We start from the raw sequence: 13,575 nt of genomic DNA, 5'->3' as shown, positions 1-13,575 counted from the left end.
GGCATGGTCGCGGGAAATGAGCAGCGATTCGACCGACCTTTTCGGAGACAAACTCTTTCCGCGCACGGTGCCCGTCATGGTGCCGGTGCCGACGCCGGTGCCCTATTCCTATACGGTGCCTGACGGCATGGCGGTTCAGCCGGGCTCGATCGTGCAGGTGCCGCTCGGGCCACGGCTGGTGCCCGGTGTCGTGTGGGACGGCGGCGATGACGGCAAGGTCGATCCGAAGAAGCTCCGGCCCATCGAAAAGGTCTTCGACTGCCCACCGCTGTCGAAGGAAATGCGCGATTTCCTCGATTGGGTCTCCGCCTATACCGTCACGCCGCCCGGTCTCGTGACGCGCATGGCGCTGCGCGCGCCGACCGCTTTCGATCCCGAGCCGATGATCGAGGGGCTGCGCTTCACCGGCCACCGGCCGGAGCGCCTGACCAGCGCACGCGAGCGCGTGCTGGAGCTGGTGGAAGATGGCCTTCCCTGGACGCGTTCGGGGCTTGCCCACGCCTCGGGCACCTCGACGAGTGTCGTCGATGGACTGGTCAAGCAGGGCACGTTCGAAACGGTCTTCCTGCCGCCGCCGCCGGTCGTTGCGCCGCCCGACCCCGATTATGTCGCGCCGCGGCTGGAAGGGCCGCAGACGGAAAGTGCGGCTGAACTCATCGAGAGCGTGCGCAAGGGCGAATTCTCGGTGTCCCTGATCGACGGCATCACCGGCTCGGGCAAGACGGAGGTCTATTTCGAGGCGATTGCCGAAACGCTGCGGAAGGGCCGGCAGGTGCTGATCCTGCTGCCGGAAATCGCGCTGACGGCGAGCTTCCTCGAACGCTTTCAGGATCGTTTCGGCGCCAAGCCCGCGGAGTGGCATTCTGATCTCGCGCCGCGCACCCGCGAAAAGGTCTGGCGGCAGGTCACGACGGGCGACGTGCGGGTGGTCGCCGGCGCGCGCTCGGCGCTCTTCCTGCCCTTCGAGAATCTCGGCCTCGTCATCGTCGACGAGGAGCACGACCCCGCTTACAAGCAGGAAGACCGCGTCTTCTACAATGCGCGCGACATGGCGGTGGTCAGGGCGCGAATCGGCGACTTTCCGGCCGTGCTCGTCTCGGCGACACCGTCGGTGGAAAGCCGCGTCAACAGCGATGTCGGGCGGTACCGGAAACTGCACCTGCCGACGCGCTATGGCGATGCGGCGCTGCCGGATCTGCATCTCATCGACATGCGCCGCCATCCACCGGCGCGGGGCGGCTTTCTCTCGCCCATCATGCTGCGCGGCATTGCACGCACCATCGAGAAGGAACAGCAGGCGCTGCTCTTCCTCAACCGGCGCGGCTACGCCCCGTTGACGCTTTGCCGGGTTTGCGGCCATCGCTTCCAGTGCCCGCAGTGCTCGAGCTGGCTGGTGGAGCATCGTTTCCGCGGGCAGATACAGTGCCACCATTGCGGCTATGCCGAGCGCACGCCCGAAGCCTGCCCGGAATGCGGCACGTTCGACCACCTCGCGGCCTGCGGGCCGGGCGTCGAGCGTATCGCAGAAGAGGTGGAGCGACATTTCCCGGAGGCGCGGACCATCGTGCTTTCCTCCGACCTGATGGGCGTGAAGCGGCTCAGGCTGGAGCTGGAAGCGATCGCGCGCGGCGAGGCGGATATCGTCATCGGCACGCAGTTGGTGGCCAAGGGGCACAATTTCCCGCTGATGTCGCTGGTCGGCGTGGTGGATGCGGATCTCGGCCTGTCGAACGGCGATCCGCGGGCGGCCGAGCGCACGTTCCAGCTGCTGTCACAGGTGACGGGCCGCGCAGGCCGCTCCGGCCTCAAGAGCCACGGCCTCATCCAGACCTATCAGCCGACACATCCGGTCATGCAGGCCATCGTCTCCGGCGACGCGCAGGCCTTCTACGACCGCGAGATCGGCGAGCGGGAAAAGGCGCTCCTGCCGCCCTTCGGCCGGCTCGCCTCCGTCATCGTCTCGGCCGACAGCCGCAACGAGGCGGAAGCGCATGCGCGGGGCCTGCGCCAGGCGGCCCCCCATGCGGACGGCATCTCGATCCTCGGGCCGGCGGAGGCGCCGCTCGCGCTGGTGCGCGGCCGTCATCGCTTCCGCCTTCTGGTGCACGGCCGGCGCGGAAGCGAGATGCAGGCCTTCCTGCGCGCGATGCTTGCCAATGGACCGAAGGAACGCGCGTCGATCCAGGTCCAGCTCGACATCGATCCACAGAGCTTCCTCTGAAGCGCATGGTTAACAAAGAATTGTGCGCAGGCGCCTGCCCCGCTTCTGCGGCGTGGCGCGCCATGCGATAGAGGATGCGCGCGAAGCGACGGAGGCCGCCATGATGGAATTCTACATACCCACCGAAACCGGCGAGTTCCTGGCCTTCTGTGCGGCCGTCGCGACGGGGCTTATCGGATTGTTCGCCCTGTTTGCGCCGGGCACGGCGCTCCGGCTTGCGGGCCTGCAGGTTCAGGAGGCGAGCCGGGAAGGGCTGGCCTTCGTGCGCTCGGCCGGCGGCTTCTATGCCGGGCTTGCCATCGTCGCGCTGATGATGGCGCAAAGCTGGATCTACATGGCGATTGGCGGAGGTTTCGCACTGGCCGCCTTCGGCCGCATTCTCTCGCTTCTGTCGGACGGTTCCCTCACGTTAAAGAACCTTCTCGTGCTTGCGGTCCAGGCAGTGCTGGCGGCGCTCCCGCTCGGATACGCATTCGGCTTCATCTGAGCCAAAAGCGGCGTTTCATATCCTCTGACAGACGAACACACCTCACGCCGTGAAGTTTCGCCCCGACTATGGCCGACTTATGGCGCATTCCTGCGTCCGGCGTGTTGCGAGTCCGGGTTTCCTATGCTAGACGAACCGCGAAATTCAGAAAAAGCGGGCGTCAAAGCCTGTGGGAGCTGAAGATTACAGCAACGATTTCAGTGTGTTAGGGCCGTAGCTCCGCTACTGACCAACGCTCTGGATGAAAAGAAGAGAAGCTTGTGCCCGTGGCAGACACATCCCAGCTCGTTTCCGGTGTTGCAGAAAGATACGCGTCTTCGCTTTTCGACCTTGCGCAGGAAGCTGGCTCCGCTGCCGCTGTCGGCGCCGATCTCGACCGTTTCCAGGCCCTGATCGATGAGAGCGATGACCTGAAGCGGCTGATCGTCAGCCCCGTCTTCTCCGCCGAAGATCAGACCAAGGCCATTTCCGCCGTTGCCGCCAAGGCCGGCATCACGGGCCTCGTGGCAAACTTCCTCAAGGTGGTTGCGTCAAATCGCCGCCTCTTCGCCGTTCCCGGCATGATCAAGGCCTACCGCGCCATTGCGGCCCGCGCTCGCGGCGAAATCACGGCCGACGTCACGTCGGCCCATGCGCTCACCGCAGCGCAGGAAACTGAATTGAAGGCGGCGCTGAAAGGCGTCACCGGCAAAGACGTGGCGATCGCCGTCACCGTCGACCCGTCCATTCTCGGTGGTCTGATCGTCAAGGTGGGATCGCGCCAGATCGACACGTCCCTTCGCACCAAACTCTCTACTCTTAAGCTTGCACTGAAAGAGGTCGGCTGATGGATATCCGCGCCGCGGAAATTTCCGCAATTCTCAAAGATCAGATCAAAAATTTCGGCAAAGAGGCGGAAGTCTCTGAAGTCGGCCAGGTGCTCTCCGTCGGTGACGGTATCGCCCGCGTTTACGGCCTCGACAACGTTCAGGCTGGTGAAATGGTCGAATTCCCCGGCGGTATCCGCGGGATGGCGCTGAACCTGGAAAGCGACAACGTCGGTGTCGTGATCTTCGGTTCGGACCGTGACATCAAGGAAGGCGACACCGTCAAGCGGACCGGCGCCATCGTTGACGTTCCGGTCGGTCCGGAACTGCTCGGCCGCGTCGTCGACGCGCTCGGTAACCCGATCGACGGCAAGGGCCCGATCAACGCCGCCAAGCGCGCCCGCGTTGACGTCAAGGCTCCCGGCATCATTCCGCGCAAGTCGGTTCACGAGCCGATGTCGACCGGCCTCAAGGCCATCGACGCCCTCATCCCGGTCGGCCGCGGCCAGCGCGAGCTCGTCATCGGCGACCGCCAGACCGGCAAGACCGCCATCATTCTGGACACGATCCTGAACCAGAAGGCCATCCACGACAACGGCCCCGACGGCGACAAGCTGTACTGCGTCTATGTCGCTATCGGCCAGAAGCGTTCGACCGTTGCCCAGTTCGTGAAGGTTCTCGAAGAGCGCGGCGCTCTCCAGTACTCGATCATCGTGGCCGCAACGGCGTCCGACCCGGCGCCGATGCAGTATCTCGCACCGTTCGCCGGTTGCGCGATGGGCGAATACTTCCGTGACAACGGCCAGCACGCCCTGATCGGCTACGACGACCTTTCCAAGCAGGCCGTTTCCTACCGCCAGATGTCGCTGCTGCTGCGCCGCCCGCCGGGCCGCGAAGCCTATCCGGGCGACGTTTTCTACCTGCACTCGCGTCTCCTCGAGCGCGCTGCGAAGCTCAACGATGACATGGGCGCTGGCTCGCTGACGGCTCTGCCGGTCATCGAAACCCAGGGCAACGACGTTTCGGCGTTCATCCCGACCAACGTGATCTCGATCACCGACGGCCAGATCTTCCTTGAGACGGACCTGTTCTACCAGGGTATCCGCCCGGCCGTTAACGTTGGTCTGTCGGTTTCCCGCGTCGGCTCGTCCGCACAGATCAAGGCGATGAAGCAGGTCGCCGGCTCGATCAAGGGCGAACTTGCCCAGTATCGCGAAATGGCAGCCTTCGCCCAGTTCGGCTCGGACCTCGATGCCGCAACGCAGCGCCTGCTGAACCGCGGTGCCCGCCTGACCGAACTCCTGAAGCAGCCGCAGTTCTCGCCGCTGAAGACGGAAGAGCAGGTCGTGGTGATCTTCGCTGGCGTGAACGGCTACCTCGACAAGATCGCCGTCTCCGACGTCGGCAAGTTCGAGCAGGGTCTGCTCGCCTACTTCCGCTCGGAAGGCAAGGCGATCCTCGACACCATCCGCACCGACAAGGCGATCAGCGACGACACGAAGGGCAAGCTCAAGGCTGCTCTCGACACCTTCGCCAAAACCTTCGGCTGAGGCTGACGGTTCCAGCCCTGCGCGCCCAAGGCGCGCAGGTGCTCCGAGCTTTTGGATTTGACGCATGACCATCCCCGACACCTGTCCGGGAGATCGTGCTACAGGACGGAAAACGGATGCCTTCACTTAAGGATCTGAAAAACCGGATCGCCTCCGTCAAGGCGACGCAGAAGATCACCAAGGCGATGAAAATGGTCGCCGCGGCGAAGCTTCGGCGTGCCCAGGAAGCGGCCGAGGCTGCCCGGCCCTATTCGCAGCGCATGAGCGCGGTTCTCGCCAACATCGCCCAGGCCGTCGGCCAGGACGATAGCGCGCCGCGTCTGATGACCGGCACGGGCAAGGACCAGGTTCATCTGCTCGTCGTCTGCACGGCCGAGCGTGGCCTGTGCGGCGGTTTCAATTCGCAGATTGCTCGTCTGGCGCGTGACCACACCCGCAAGCTTCTGGCGAGCGGCAAGACGGTCAAGATCATCTGCGTGGGCAAGAAGGGCTTCGATATCCTGCGGCGCGAATACGCTTCGCTGATCATCGACCGCGTCGATCTGCGCGAAGTCAAGCGCATCGGCTTCGAGAACGCTGACCAGGTCGGCCGCAAGGTCATCGGTCTGTTCGAGAAGGGCGAGTTCGACGTCTGCACGCTGTTCTATTCTGAGTTCAAGTCGGTCATCTCGCAGATTCCGACCGCGCTCCAGCTCATCCCGGCTTCCGCTCCGGCGGCCGTGGCGGAGACGACCGGTGCGACCGCGATCTACGACTACGAGCCGGATGCCGCCGCGATCCTCGGCGATCTCATCCCGCGCAACATTTCCGTCCAGATCTTCCGGGCCCTGCTCGAGAACGTCGCCGGCGAAATGGGCGCCAAGATGAGCGCCATGGACAACGCGACCCGCAATGCTGGTGAAATGATCAACAAGCTGACGCTCAACTACAACCGTCAGCGCCAGGCTCAGATCACCAAGGAACTCATCGAAATCATCTCGGGCGCTGAAGCGCTCTAAGGACCAGGACAAAGAGGGTAAGAGACATGGCTAAGGCAGCTACCCCGAAGGACACCGCAGCGGCAAAGAAGCCGGCTGCGACCAAGACGGCCGCAGCAGCGGCGGCTCCGGCCGCAGCCCCTGCAACCAAGGCTCCGGCCGCAAAGGCACCGGCTGCGAAGACCGCTGCCGCCAAGGCCTCCACGAAGGCTGCGGCTCCGGCTGCTTTTGTTGCAACCGGACGCGTGACGCAGGTCATCGGCGCCGTCGTCGACGTTTCGTTCGACGGTGAACTGCCGCAGATCCTGAACGCGCTGGAAACCGACAACAACGGCAACCGCCTCGTTCTCGAAGTCGCCCAGCACCTCGGCGAAAACACCGTTCGCACGATCGCCATGGACTCGACCGAAGGTCTCGTCCGCGGCCAGGCCGTTGCAGACACGGGCGCCCCGATCACCGTTCCGGTCGGCCCGGAAACGCTCGGCCGCATCATGAACGTCATCGGCGAGCCCGTCGACGAAGCCGGCCCGCTGGTTACCTCCGGCAAGCGTGCGATCCACCAGGAAGCACCGTCCTACGTCGAGCAGTCCACGGAAGCCCAGATCCTCGTCACCGGCATCAAGGTCGTCGACCTTCTCGCTCCCTATGCAAAGGGCGGCAAGATCGGCTTGTTCGGCGGCGCCGGCGTTGGCAAGACCGTTCTCATCATGGAACTGATCAACAACGTCGCCAAGGCGCACGGTGGTTACTCGGTATTCGCAGGCGTGGGTGAACGTACCCGCGAAGGCAACGACCTCTACCACGAAATGATCGAATCGGGCGTGAACAAGCACGGCGGCGGCGAAGGCTCCAAGGCTGCCCTCGTTTACGGCCAGATGAACGAACCCCCGGGCGCACGTGCACGCGTTGCTCTGACGGGTCTGACGATCGCTGAAGACTTCCGCGACAAGGGCCAGGACGTTCTGTTCTTCGTCGACAACATCTTCCGCTTCACGCAGGCAGGTTCCGAAGTGTCGGCTCTGCTCGGCCGTATCCCGTCGGCCGTGGGCTATCAGCCGACGCTCGCCACGGACATGGGCCAGATGCAGGAGCGCATCACGACCACGACCAAGGGCTCGATCACCTCGGTTCAGGCCATCTACGTTCCCGCCGACGACTTGACCGACCCTGCGCCGGCCACCTCGTTCGCCCACCTTGACGCAACGACCGTTCTTTCGCGTTCGATTGCCGAAAAGGGCATCTACCCGGCCGTTGACCCGCTCGACTCGACCTCGCGCATGCTCGACCCGATGGTTGTCGGCGAAGAGCACTACGAAGTCGCCCGTAAGGTCCAGACGACGCTGCAGCGCTACAAGGCCCTGCAGGACATCATCGCCATCCTGGGCATGGACGAACTGTCGGAAGACGACAAGCTGGCCGTTGCCCGCGCCCGCAAGATCGAGCGCTTCCTGTCGCAGCCGTTCTTCGTGGCCGAAGTCTTCACCGGTTCGCCGGGCAAGCTGGTTGCTCTCGAAGACACGATCAAGGGCTTCAAGGGCCTCGTCAACGGCGAGTACGACCACCTTCCGGAGGCTGCCTTCTACATGGTCGGTTCGATGGAAGAAGCCGTCGAGAAGGCCAAGAAGCTGGCTGCAGAAGCCGCTTGATGTTTTTGGCGGGCGCCCGATGGGCGCGCCCGCCAATCTTCCCGGCCGTATGAAATCAGAAAAAGTGAATGGTCATGGCTGACAACTTCAACTTTGAACTCGTTTCTCCCGAGCGCCTGCTGGTTTCCGGCAGCGTCAGCGAAGTCGTCATCCCGGCGACCGAGGGCGAGATGACCGTCATGGCCAACCACGCGCCGACCATGACGACGATCAAGCCGGGTGTCGTCACCGTGAAGTTCGCGGACGGCAGGAAGGACCGCTTTGTGGTCTTCGGCGGTTTCGCGGATATCATTCCGACCGGCTGCACGCTGCTCGCCGAATCCGCCGTTCATGTCGACGACTTCAACGTCGATCAGATTACGCGGCGCGTCGAGGCGGCCCGTACCGAGCTGGCGCAGGCAACGACGGACGAACACAAGTTCGGCATCGAGAGCTATCTCGCGGAGCTCACCACGCTGCGCGGCATCGTCGTTCCCGCCTGACGCCCGCGTTTATCGCTGCGCATCGAACCCGCCTCCGGCGGGTTTTTTGTTGCGGTCATCCGGCGTTGCGGTTGTGGCATTTGCTGTTTGCGCCGGCGACCATTAAGAAAGATATCCCGCAGGACGGCCCGCCGGGGTTGGGGGCCATGGCGTCATGGTGAGGAACAATGAGCAGCAAGATCGTGCCCGTAATCATGGCCGGCGGCAAGGGCACCCGCCTGTGGCCGCTGTCACGCGCATCGGCTCCCAAGCAGTTCCTCGAATTCCTCGGTGAGACGACGCTTTTCCAGCGGACGCTGGCGCGGGTCTCGGACACGGCGCGCTATGAGCCGGCCGTCGTGATCACGAACAGCGATTTCCGCTTTCTCGTGGCCGAACAGGCGCGCACGGCGGGCGTTTCGCTCGCATCCATCCTGCTGGAGCCGGTGGCGCGCAACACGGCGCCGGCGCTCGCCGCGGCCGCGACGGTGGTCCTGCGCAAGTACGGCGAGGAGGCGCTCATGCAGGTGCTTGCCTCCGACCACGAGATCAACGCCGATTCCACCTATTTCGGCTGTATCGACAAGGCGGCGGTCGCTGCCAGAGCGGGACGGCTGGTGACATTCGGCATCACGCCGAACGAGCCTGCGACCGGCTACGGCTACATCGAGATCGGCGAAGACCTCGGCAATGGCGCCAACGCCGTGCATCGCTTCGTCGAAAAGCCGGATCGCGAAAGGGCTGTCGAAATGCTTTCGGCGGGCGGCTATCTCTGGAACTCCGGCATGTTCATGCTGCCTGTCGGGCTTTTCCTGCGCGAACTCCAGCAATACGCACCCGAAGTTCTTGCGGCCGCGCAGGAGGCCGTGGACAAGGCGCAGCACGATCTCGATTTCGAACGGCTCGACGAGGCGGCCTTCACGCGTGCGCCGGATATCTCCATCGATTACGCGATCTTCGAGAAGACGCCCATCGCGGCCGTCGTTCCCTCGCCGATTTCCTGGTCGGATCTCGGCAGCTGGGATTCGGTGTGGAAGATCGGGCAGCGGGACGAGGCCGGCAATGTGGCCGACGGCAGCACGACGGTGCTCGATACACGCAATTCGCTGATCATCTCGCGTGACATTCACGTGGCGGTGCAGGGGCTGGACGACATCGCCGTCGTGGCCAGTGAGGATGCGGTCTATGTCGGCCGGCTGGAGGACAGCCAGAATGTCGGCAAGCTCGTCAAGCAGCTTGCCAGCCTGCCCAAGACGCAGAAGCTGACGGAGACCCACCCGACAGCCTACCGTCCGTGGGGCGGTTATACGTCCGTGCTGAACGGCGAGCGTTTCCAGGTGAAGCGCCTGTTCGTCACGCCGGGCAAGCGGCTCTCCCTGCAAAAGCACCACCACCGCTCCGAGCACTGGATCGTGGTGCGCGGTACCGCCGAGGTGACGATCGGCGACAAGACCATCGCGCTCAGGGAAAACGAGTCGGTCTATATCCCGCAGGGCGAGCTGCACCGGCTCGCCAATCCCGGCAAGATCCTCCTGGAACTGATCGAGGTACAGACCGGATCCTATCTCGGCGAGGACGATATCATCCGCATCGAGGACGAGTTCGGCCGCGGCTGAGGCCGTGGCCCCGCAAGGGCGCTTCATATCGTCCTCTTGACATCTTGGGCCGGGAGGACGACTTCACGGGTACAGATCCACGCGAAGGAGACGGCCATGAGCGAGGCAGCCCGCACGACGATCGACCAGGCGGAAGTCGACCGCTTTTCCGCGATGGCGGCGGAGTGGTGGGACCCCACCGGCAAGTTCCGTCCGCTGCACAAGTTCAACCCGGTGCGGCTCGCCTATATCCGCGATCTCGTCTCGGCGCAGTTCGGCCGCGACCCGCAGGCCCATCGCCCGCTGGAGGGCCTGCGCATCCTCGATATCGGCTGCGGCGGCGGGCTGCTTTCCGAGCCGATGGCGCGCATGGGCGCGGAGGTGCTGGGCGCGGATGCCTCGGAAAAGAACATCGGTATCGCGAAGGCCCATGCGGCCGGAAACGGCGTTACGGTCGACTATCGCGCGGTGACGGCCGAGGCGCTGGCAGAGGCCGGCGAGACCTTCGATGTCGTGCTGAACATGGAGGTGGTCGAGCACGTTTCCGATGTCGATTTCTTCCTCACGACCTGCGCCTCCATGGTGCGGCCGGGCGGCATGACCTTCGTTGCGACGATCAACCGGACGCTGAAGGCCGCGGCGCTGGCGATCTTCGCGGCGGAGAACGTGCTGCGCTGGCTGCCACGTGGCACGCATCAATATGAAAAGCTGGTGCGCCCGGAGGAGATCGAAAAACCGCTGACGGCGTCGGGCCTCACCGTGACCGACCGAACGGGCGTTTTCTTCAACCCGCTGCTGAACCAGTGGAACCTGTCCAAGGACATGGACGTCAACTACATGCTGGTGGCGCGCCGGCCGGCCTGATCAGGGCTCCAGCAGCCGCACGGCGGCGAGCAGGTCCCGCTGCCCCACGGCGTTGCGCGCACCGATGGCCTTCACCCGATCCCTATCGATCACGACGGGCTCGCCATCGGGACAGAACGGTTTCTTGAAGGTGAAGGCGCGGGGTGTCGGGCCATGATCCGCGAGATGTTCCAGACGTTCCGCCCCATCCGCCCAAACCGGCCGTGCGCCTTCCTTCACCCACCAGAGCACCAGAGCCGGCCAGGCCTGCCTCTGGTTCCAGTTGCGGGCGTGCTTGAGCGCATCGGCATGCACGCCGTCATAGGTGAAGGCCATAAGGCTTTCGAGGCTGGACCAGAGGGACAGCGATGACGGCGCGTCTTCGAACCCGCTGCCGGCGAGGAAGCGGGGATAGACCTTCTCGCCCCAGCTTTCAGGCCCCGGCACCTCGTCATAGCCCGAACGGCCGATATAGCCTTCCGCCCGGCTCGCCGCCTCGAAATTGAAGGGCTCGCGCAGGCGAAAGCCCGTGACGCGGTCGCTTTCGTATTCATCGACATGAATGCCGAAGTTGTAGACGGCGAGATGGTGGCCGCGCATCAGTTCGTGTCGTCGGGCAGCACGGGGAGCGGCGCGATCTCGACGCCCTCTTCCAGGAGGTCGCGGACCTCGTCCAGCGTCGCCTGGCCGATGAGGCCCCGCTGTTCCGCCTCGCCGTAGTGGATCTTGCGGGCTTCCTCGGGAAAGCGCTCCCCGACATCCTCGGAATTGGCACGGATCGTCGAAACGATCTCCCGCAGCTTGGCGATCATTTCCTTCTGGCCCGCCTGCATCACCATTTCCTGGCGACGCTCCTTCTTGCGGGCGGTCGACACGGAAGGGGCCATGAGGCGCTTGGCGACATGGGTGGAGTTACACACGGGGCAGGAGACCAGCGCCATCTTCTGCTGGCGGTCGAAGTCGTCCGCCGAGCCGAACCAACCCTCGAAGGGATGGCCGTTGTCGCAGGAGAGATCGTAGCGGATCACGCGGCGACGCCTCCCTTCGAGGTGGCGGCGGTCGTTTCGAGCGTGAAGGTCCGTCCGTTGCGCAGGTTGGGAATGCGGTCATGGGCGGCCTTCACGGCGCCGGTGTCGATATCGGCAAGCACGATGGCCTCGCCGGTGCCGCCGGCCTCGGCGAGCACGCGGCCCCAGGGATCGATGATCATGGAATGGCCGAAGGTCTCACGACCATCCTCGTGGACACCCGCCTGCGCGGCGGCAATGATGTAAACGCCGTTCTCGATGGCACGCGCGCGCAGCAGCGTTTCCCAATGCGCCTCGCCCGTCTGCCGCGTGAAAGCGGCGGGCACGGAGATGATCTCGGCGCCGGCCTGGGCCTGGGCCTTGAAGAGTTCGGGAAAGCGCACGTCGTAGCAGATGGCGAAACCGAGCCTTGCGAAGGGCAGATCCGCCATGCGGGCGATGCTGCCCGGCGTGTAGACCGCGCTTTCGCGCCAGCTTTCGCCATTGTCGAGATCGACATCGAACATGTGGATCTTGTCGTAGCTGCAGATGCGCGCGCCATCCGGGCCAAACAGGAAGCCGCGATTTGCGACCTTGCCGTCGGCGAGTGCGATCGCCGTGGAGCCGACGTGGACGTGGATGCCGAGGTCGCGGGCAAGGTCGGCGGCGGCCGCGACCACGAGGTCATCGGCTTCCGGGCGCAGGATAGCACGCAGGCCCTGGCGGTCCTTCTGGATGGCGCCGGTCATTTCCGGCGTCTGGACATAGACGGCGCCCTTGGCGGCGGCCTCGCGCACGAGGCGCTGCATCGTCTCCACGTTGCGGACCGGGTCGGTGCCCGAGCACATCTGGATGGCGGCGATCGTCACGGTCATGGCGGGCTCCTGTGCCGGTTCAGGCAGCGAGAAGCGCGTCGAGTTCGCCGGCGCGCTCAAGGGCATGCAGATCGTCGCAGCCGCCGACATGGCGCTCGCCGATGAAGATCTGCGGGAAGGTGTTGCGGCCGTTCGAGCGCTTGATCATCTCCTGGCGCACATCCGGCGCATAGGTCGCGTCATGCTCCTCGTAGGCCACGCCCTTCGTCTCGAGAAGTTTCTTCGCGGCGCTGCAATAGCCGCAGAACTGACGCGTGTAGATGACGACCGGGGCCATGCTTTCTGCTCCAACACTTGGAAAAACCTTGCTTTATATAGGTCCCGGAAGCGCCCTTGCAAAGGTCAAAACCGTGATGTCGGCAACACCCGCGCGCTTGAGCGTGCGCGCGACGGCGGCGATGGTGGCGCCTGTCGTATAAACATCGTCGATCAGGACGACGCGCTTGCCGAACAGGGCCTCACGGCCCGCGGGGGTGATCGCGAAGGCGCCGCGCACGTTCTCCTCGCGGGCGCGCGGGTTGAGACCGATCTGGCGACGGGTGCGTTTGACGCGGCGCACGGCATCGATGAGAACCGGCCTGCCGGCGAGCGCGCCGAGTGCGCGGGCGAGTTCGGCCGCCTGGTTGAACTTGCGCCAGACCAGCCGCAAGCGGTGCAGCGGCACCGGCACGATCACATCGGCCGCCTCGATCGTGCCGTCGCCGGCGCGTAGCATCCATTGCGCCATCATGGGCGCAAGGTCCGTGCGGTCGCGATATTTCAGCGAATGCACGAGAATGCGGGCGAGGTCGTCATAGAGGGCGACGGACCGCAGCCGGTCGAACGGCGGAGGATGGGCGATGGCGTCGGCGCTGAGGATGCCGGGGCCGAGATCATGGGAGAAGGGCGTGCCGAGCACTTCGCAATAGGGGCGCTCGATCAGCGCAAGCCGCGACCAGCAATGCGCGCAAAGCCCTGCACCCGTGCCCAGCAGCAGGCCGCATCCCGCACAGGCGGGCGGGTAGACGATGTCGAGGGCCGCGCCAGCGAAGGCCTTCATCCGGCGGGCGAGGGCCTGCCGGAGCGGGATTGCCGGCAATGCCTCGGCCTCTATTTCGCCCATGCGGT

The 13,575-nt window shown here is 64.8% G+C and carries 14 protein-coding genes; 9 read left to right on the top strand and 5 right to left on the bottom strand.

The window, feature by feature from the left end:
• Positions 1–16 precede the first annotated feature (16 nt).
• The 9 genes from B5M41_RS18320 to ubiG all read left to right on the top strand — a co-directional run bounded on the left by B5M41_RS18320 (position 17) and on the right by ubiG (position 10,607).
• A complete protein-coding gene (locus tag B5M41_RS18320; RefSeq protein WP_134649341.1) occupies positions 17–2,221 on the top strand; it encodes a primosomal protein N' in 2,205 nt (734 codons plus the stop codon).
• Positions 2,222–2,324: 103 nt separating this feature from the next.
• The gene (locus B5M41_RS18315) at positions 2,325–2,708 is read left to right on the top strand and encodes an AGROH133_08824 family phage infection protein (RefSeq protein WP_134649430.1); all 384 of its coding nucleotides are present in this window, start codon (positions 2,325–2,327) and stop codon (positions 2,706–2,708) included.
• Between the two features lie 260 nt (positions 2,709–2,968).
• A complete protein-coding gene (locus B5M41_RS18310) occupies positions 2,969–3,535 on the top strand; it encodes a F0F1 ATP synthase subunit delta (RefSeq protein ID WP_134649342.1) in 567 nt (188 codons plus the stop codon).
• On the top strand, positions 3,535–5,064 hold the full coding sequence (gene atpA, locus B5M41_RS18305) for a F0F1 ATP synthase subunit alpha (protein WP_134649343.1): 1,530 nt from the start codon (positions 3,535–3,537) through the stop codon (positions 5,062–5,064). Before B5M41_RS18310 ends, atpA begins: the two co-directional genes overlap by 1 nt.
• A 116-nt stretch (positions 5,065–5,180) precedes the next feature.
• The gene (locus B5M41_RS18300) at positions 5,181–6,062 is read left to right on the top strand and encodes a F0F1 ATP synthase subunit gamma (protein ID WP_134649344.1); all 882 of its coding nucleotides are present in this window, start codon (positions 5,181–5,183) and stop codon (positions 6,060–6,062) included.
• Positions 6,063–6,088: 26 nt separating this feature from the next.
• Positions 6,089–7,687: a F0F1 ATP synthase subunit beta gene (gene atpD, locus B5M41_RS18295; RefSeq protein WP_134649345.1), complete on the top strand. Its 1,599-nt coding sequence runs from the start codon at positions 6,089–6,091 to the stop codon at positions 7,685–7,687.
• 74 nt (positions 7,688–7,761) lie between these two features.
• Positions 7,762–8,169, top strand: coding sequence for a F0F1 ATP synthase subunit epsilon (locus B5M41_RS18290; protein WP_134649346.1), 408 nt, complete (start codon positions 7,762–7,764; stop codon positions 8,167–8,169).
• Positions 8,170–8,336: 167 nt separating this feature from the next.
• Positions 8,337–9,764, top strand: coding sequence for a mannose-1-phosphate guanylyltransferase/mannose-6-phosphate isomerase (locus tag B5M41_RS18285; RefSeq protein WP_134649347.1), 1,428 nt, complete (start codon positions 8,337–8,339; stop codon positions 9,762–9,764).
• 96 nt (positions 9,765–9,860) lie between these two features.
• Positions 9,861–10,607, top strand: a complete 747-nt coding sequence (gene ubiG, locus B5M41_RS18280; RefSeq protein WP_134649348.1) for a bifunctional 2-polyprenyl-6-hydroxyphenol methylase/3-demethylubiquinol 3-O-methyltransferase UbiG — start codon at positions 9,861–9,863, stop codon at positions 10,605–10,607.
• Here ubiG and B5M41_RS18275 read toward each other — a convergent pair whose 3' ends face one another.
• From B5M41_RS18275 to B5M41_RS18255, 5 genes are read right to left on the bottom strand one after another with little or no spacing between them, the layout of a single operon-like run.
• Positions 10,608–11,186, bottom strand: coding sequence for a DUF3291 domain-containing protein (locus B5M41_RS18275; RefSeq protein ID WP_134649349.1), 579 nt, complete (start codon positions 11,184–11,186; stop codon positions 10,608–10,610).
• Positions 11,186–11,614: a DUF1178 family protein gene (locus B5M41_RS18270; protein WP_134649350.1), complete on the bottom strand. Its 429-nt coding sequence runs from the start codon at positions 11,612–11,614 to the stop codon at positions 11,186–11,188. Before B5M41_RS18270 ends, B5M41_RS18275 begins: the two co-directional genes overlap by 1 nt.
• Entirely contained in the window at positions 11,611–12,468 is an 858-nt protein-coding gene (locus B5M41_RS18265; protein WP_134649351.1) for a carbon-nitrogen hydrolase family protein, read from the bottom strand. Before B5M41_RS18265 ends, B5M41_RS18270 begins: the two co-directional genes overlap by 4 nt.
• A gap of 19 nt (positions 12,469–12,487) precedes the next feature.
• Complete coding sequence (gene grxC, locus B5M41_RS18260; RefSeq protein ID WP_134649352.1) at positions 12,488–12,745, bottom strand: glutaredoxin 3; 258 nt, start codon at positions 12,743–12,745, stop codon at positions 12,488–12,490.
• 33 nt (positions 12,746–12,778) lie between these two features.
• The gene (locus B5M41_RS18255; protein WP_134649353.1) at positions 12,779–13,570 is read right to left on the bottom strand and encodes a ComF family protein; all 792 of its coding nucleotides are present in this window, start codon (positions 13,568–13,570) and stop codon (positions 12,779–12,781) included.
• Positions 13,571–13,575: the final 5 nt, after the last annotated feature.

The organism is Shinella sumterensis (assembly GCF_004514425.2).
Classification (GTDB): Bacteria; Pseudomonadota; Alphaproteobacteria; order Rhizobiales; family Rhizobiaceae; genus Shinella; species Shinella sumterensis.
Note: the sequence above shows the minus strand (reverse complement) of the source record. Positions and strands in the feature narration are given on the sequence as shown.

Bases quoted from the DNA above. Each gene is read 5' to 3' on its own strand.
- B5M41_RS18255 (WP_134649353.1), bottom strand. From the start codon at position 13,570: ATGGGCGAAATAGAGGCCGAGGCATTGCCGGCAATCCCGCTCCGGCAG.
- B5M41_RS18265 (WP_134649351.1), bottom strand. From the start codon at position 12,468: ATGACCGTGACGATCGCCGCCATCCAGATGTGCTCGGGCACCGACCCG.
- B5M41_RS18275 (WP_134649349.1), bottom strand. From the start codon at position 11,186: ATGCGCGGCCACCATCTCGCCGTCTACAACTTCGGCATTCATGTCGAT.
- B5M41_RS18300 (WP_134649344.1), top strand. From the start codon at position 5,181: ATGCCTTCACTTAAGGATCTGAAAAACCGGATCGCCTCCGTCAAGGCG.
- atpA (WP_134649343.1), top strand. From the start codon at position 3,535: ATGGATATCCGCGCCGCGGAAATTTCCGCAATTCTCAAAGATCAGATC.
- ubiG (WP_134649348.1), top strand. From the start codon at position 9,861: ATGAGCGAGGCAGCCCGCACGACGATCGACCAGGCGGAAGTCGACCGC.
- B5M41_RS18320 (WP_134649341.1), top strand. From the start codon at position 17: ATGAGCAGCGATTCGACCGACCTTTTCGGAGACAAACTCTTTCCGCGC.
- B5M41_RS18290 (WP_134649346.1), top strand. From the start codon at position 7,762: ATGGCTGACAACTTCAACTTTGAACTCGTTTCTCCCGAGCGCCTGCTG.
- atpD (WP_134649345.1), top strand. From the start codon at position 6,089: ATGGCTAAGGCAGCTACCCCGAAGGACACCGCAGCGGCAAAGAAGCCG.
- B5M41_RS18315 (WP_134649430.1), top strand. From the start codon at position 2,325: ATGGAATTCTACATACCCACCGAAACCGGCGAGTTCCTGGCCTTCTGT.
- grxC (WP_134649352.1), bottom strand. From the start codon at position 12,745: ATGGCCCCGGTCGTCATCTACACGCGTCAGTTCTGCGGCTATTGCAGC.
- B5M41_RS18285 (WP_134649347.1), top strand. From the start codon at position 8,337: ATGAGCAGCAAGATCGTGCCCGTAATCATGGCCGGCGGCAAGGGCACC.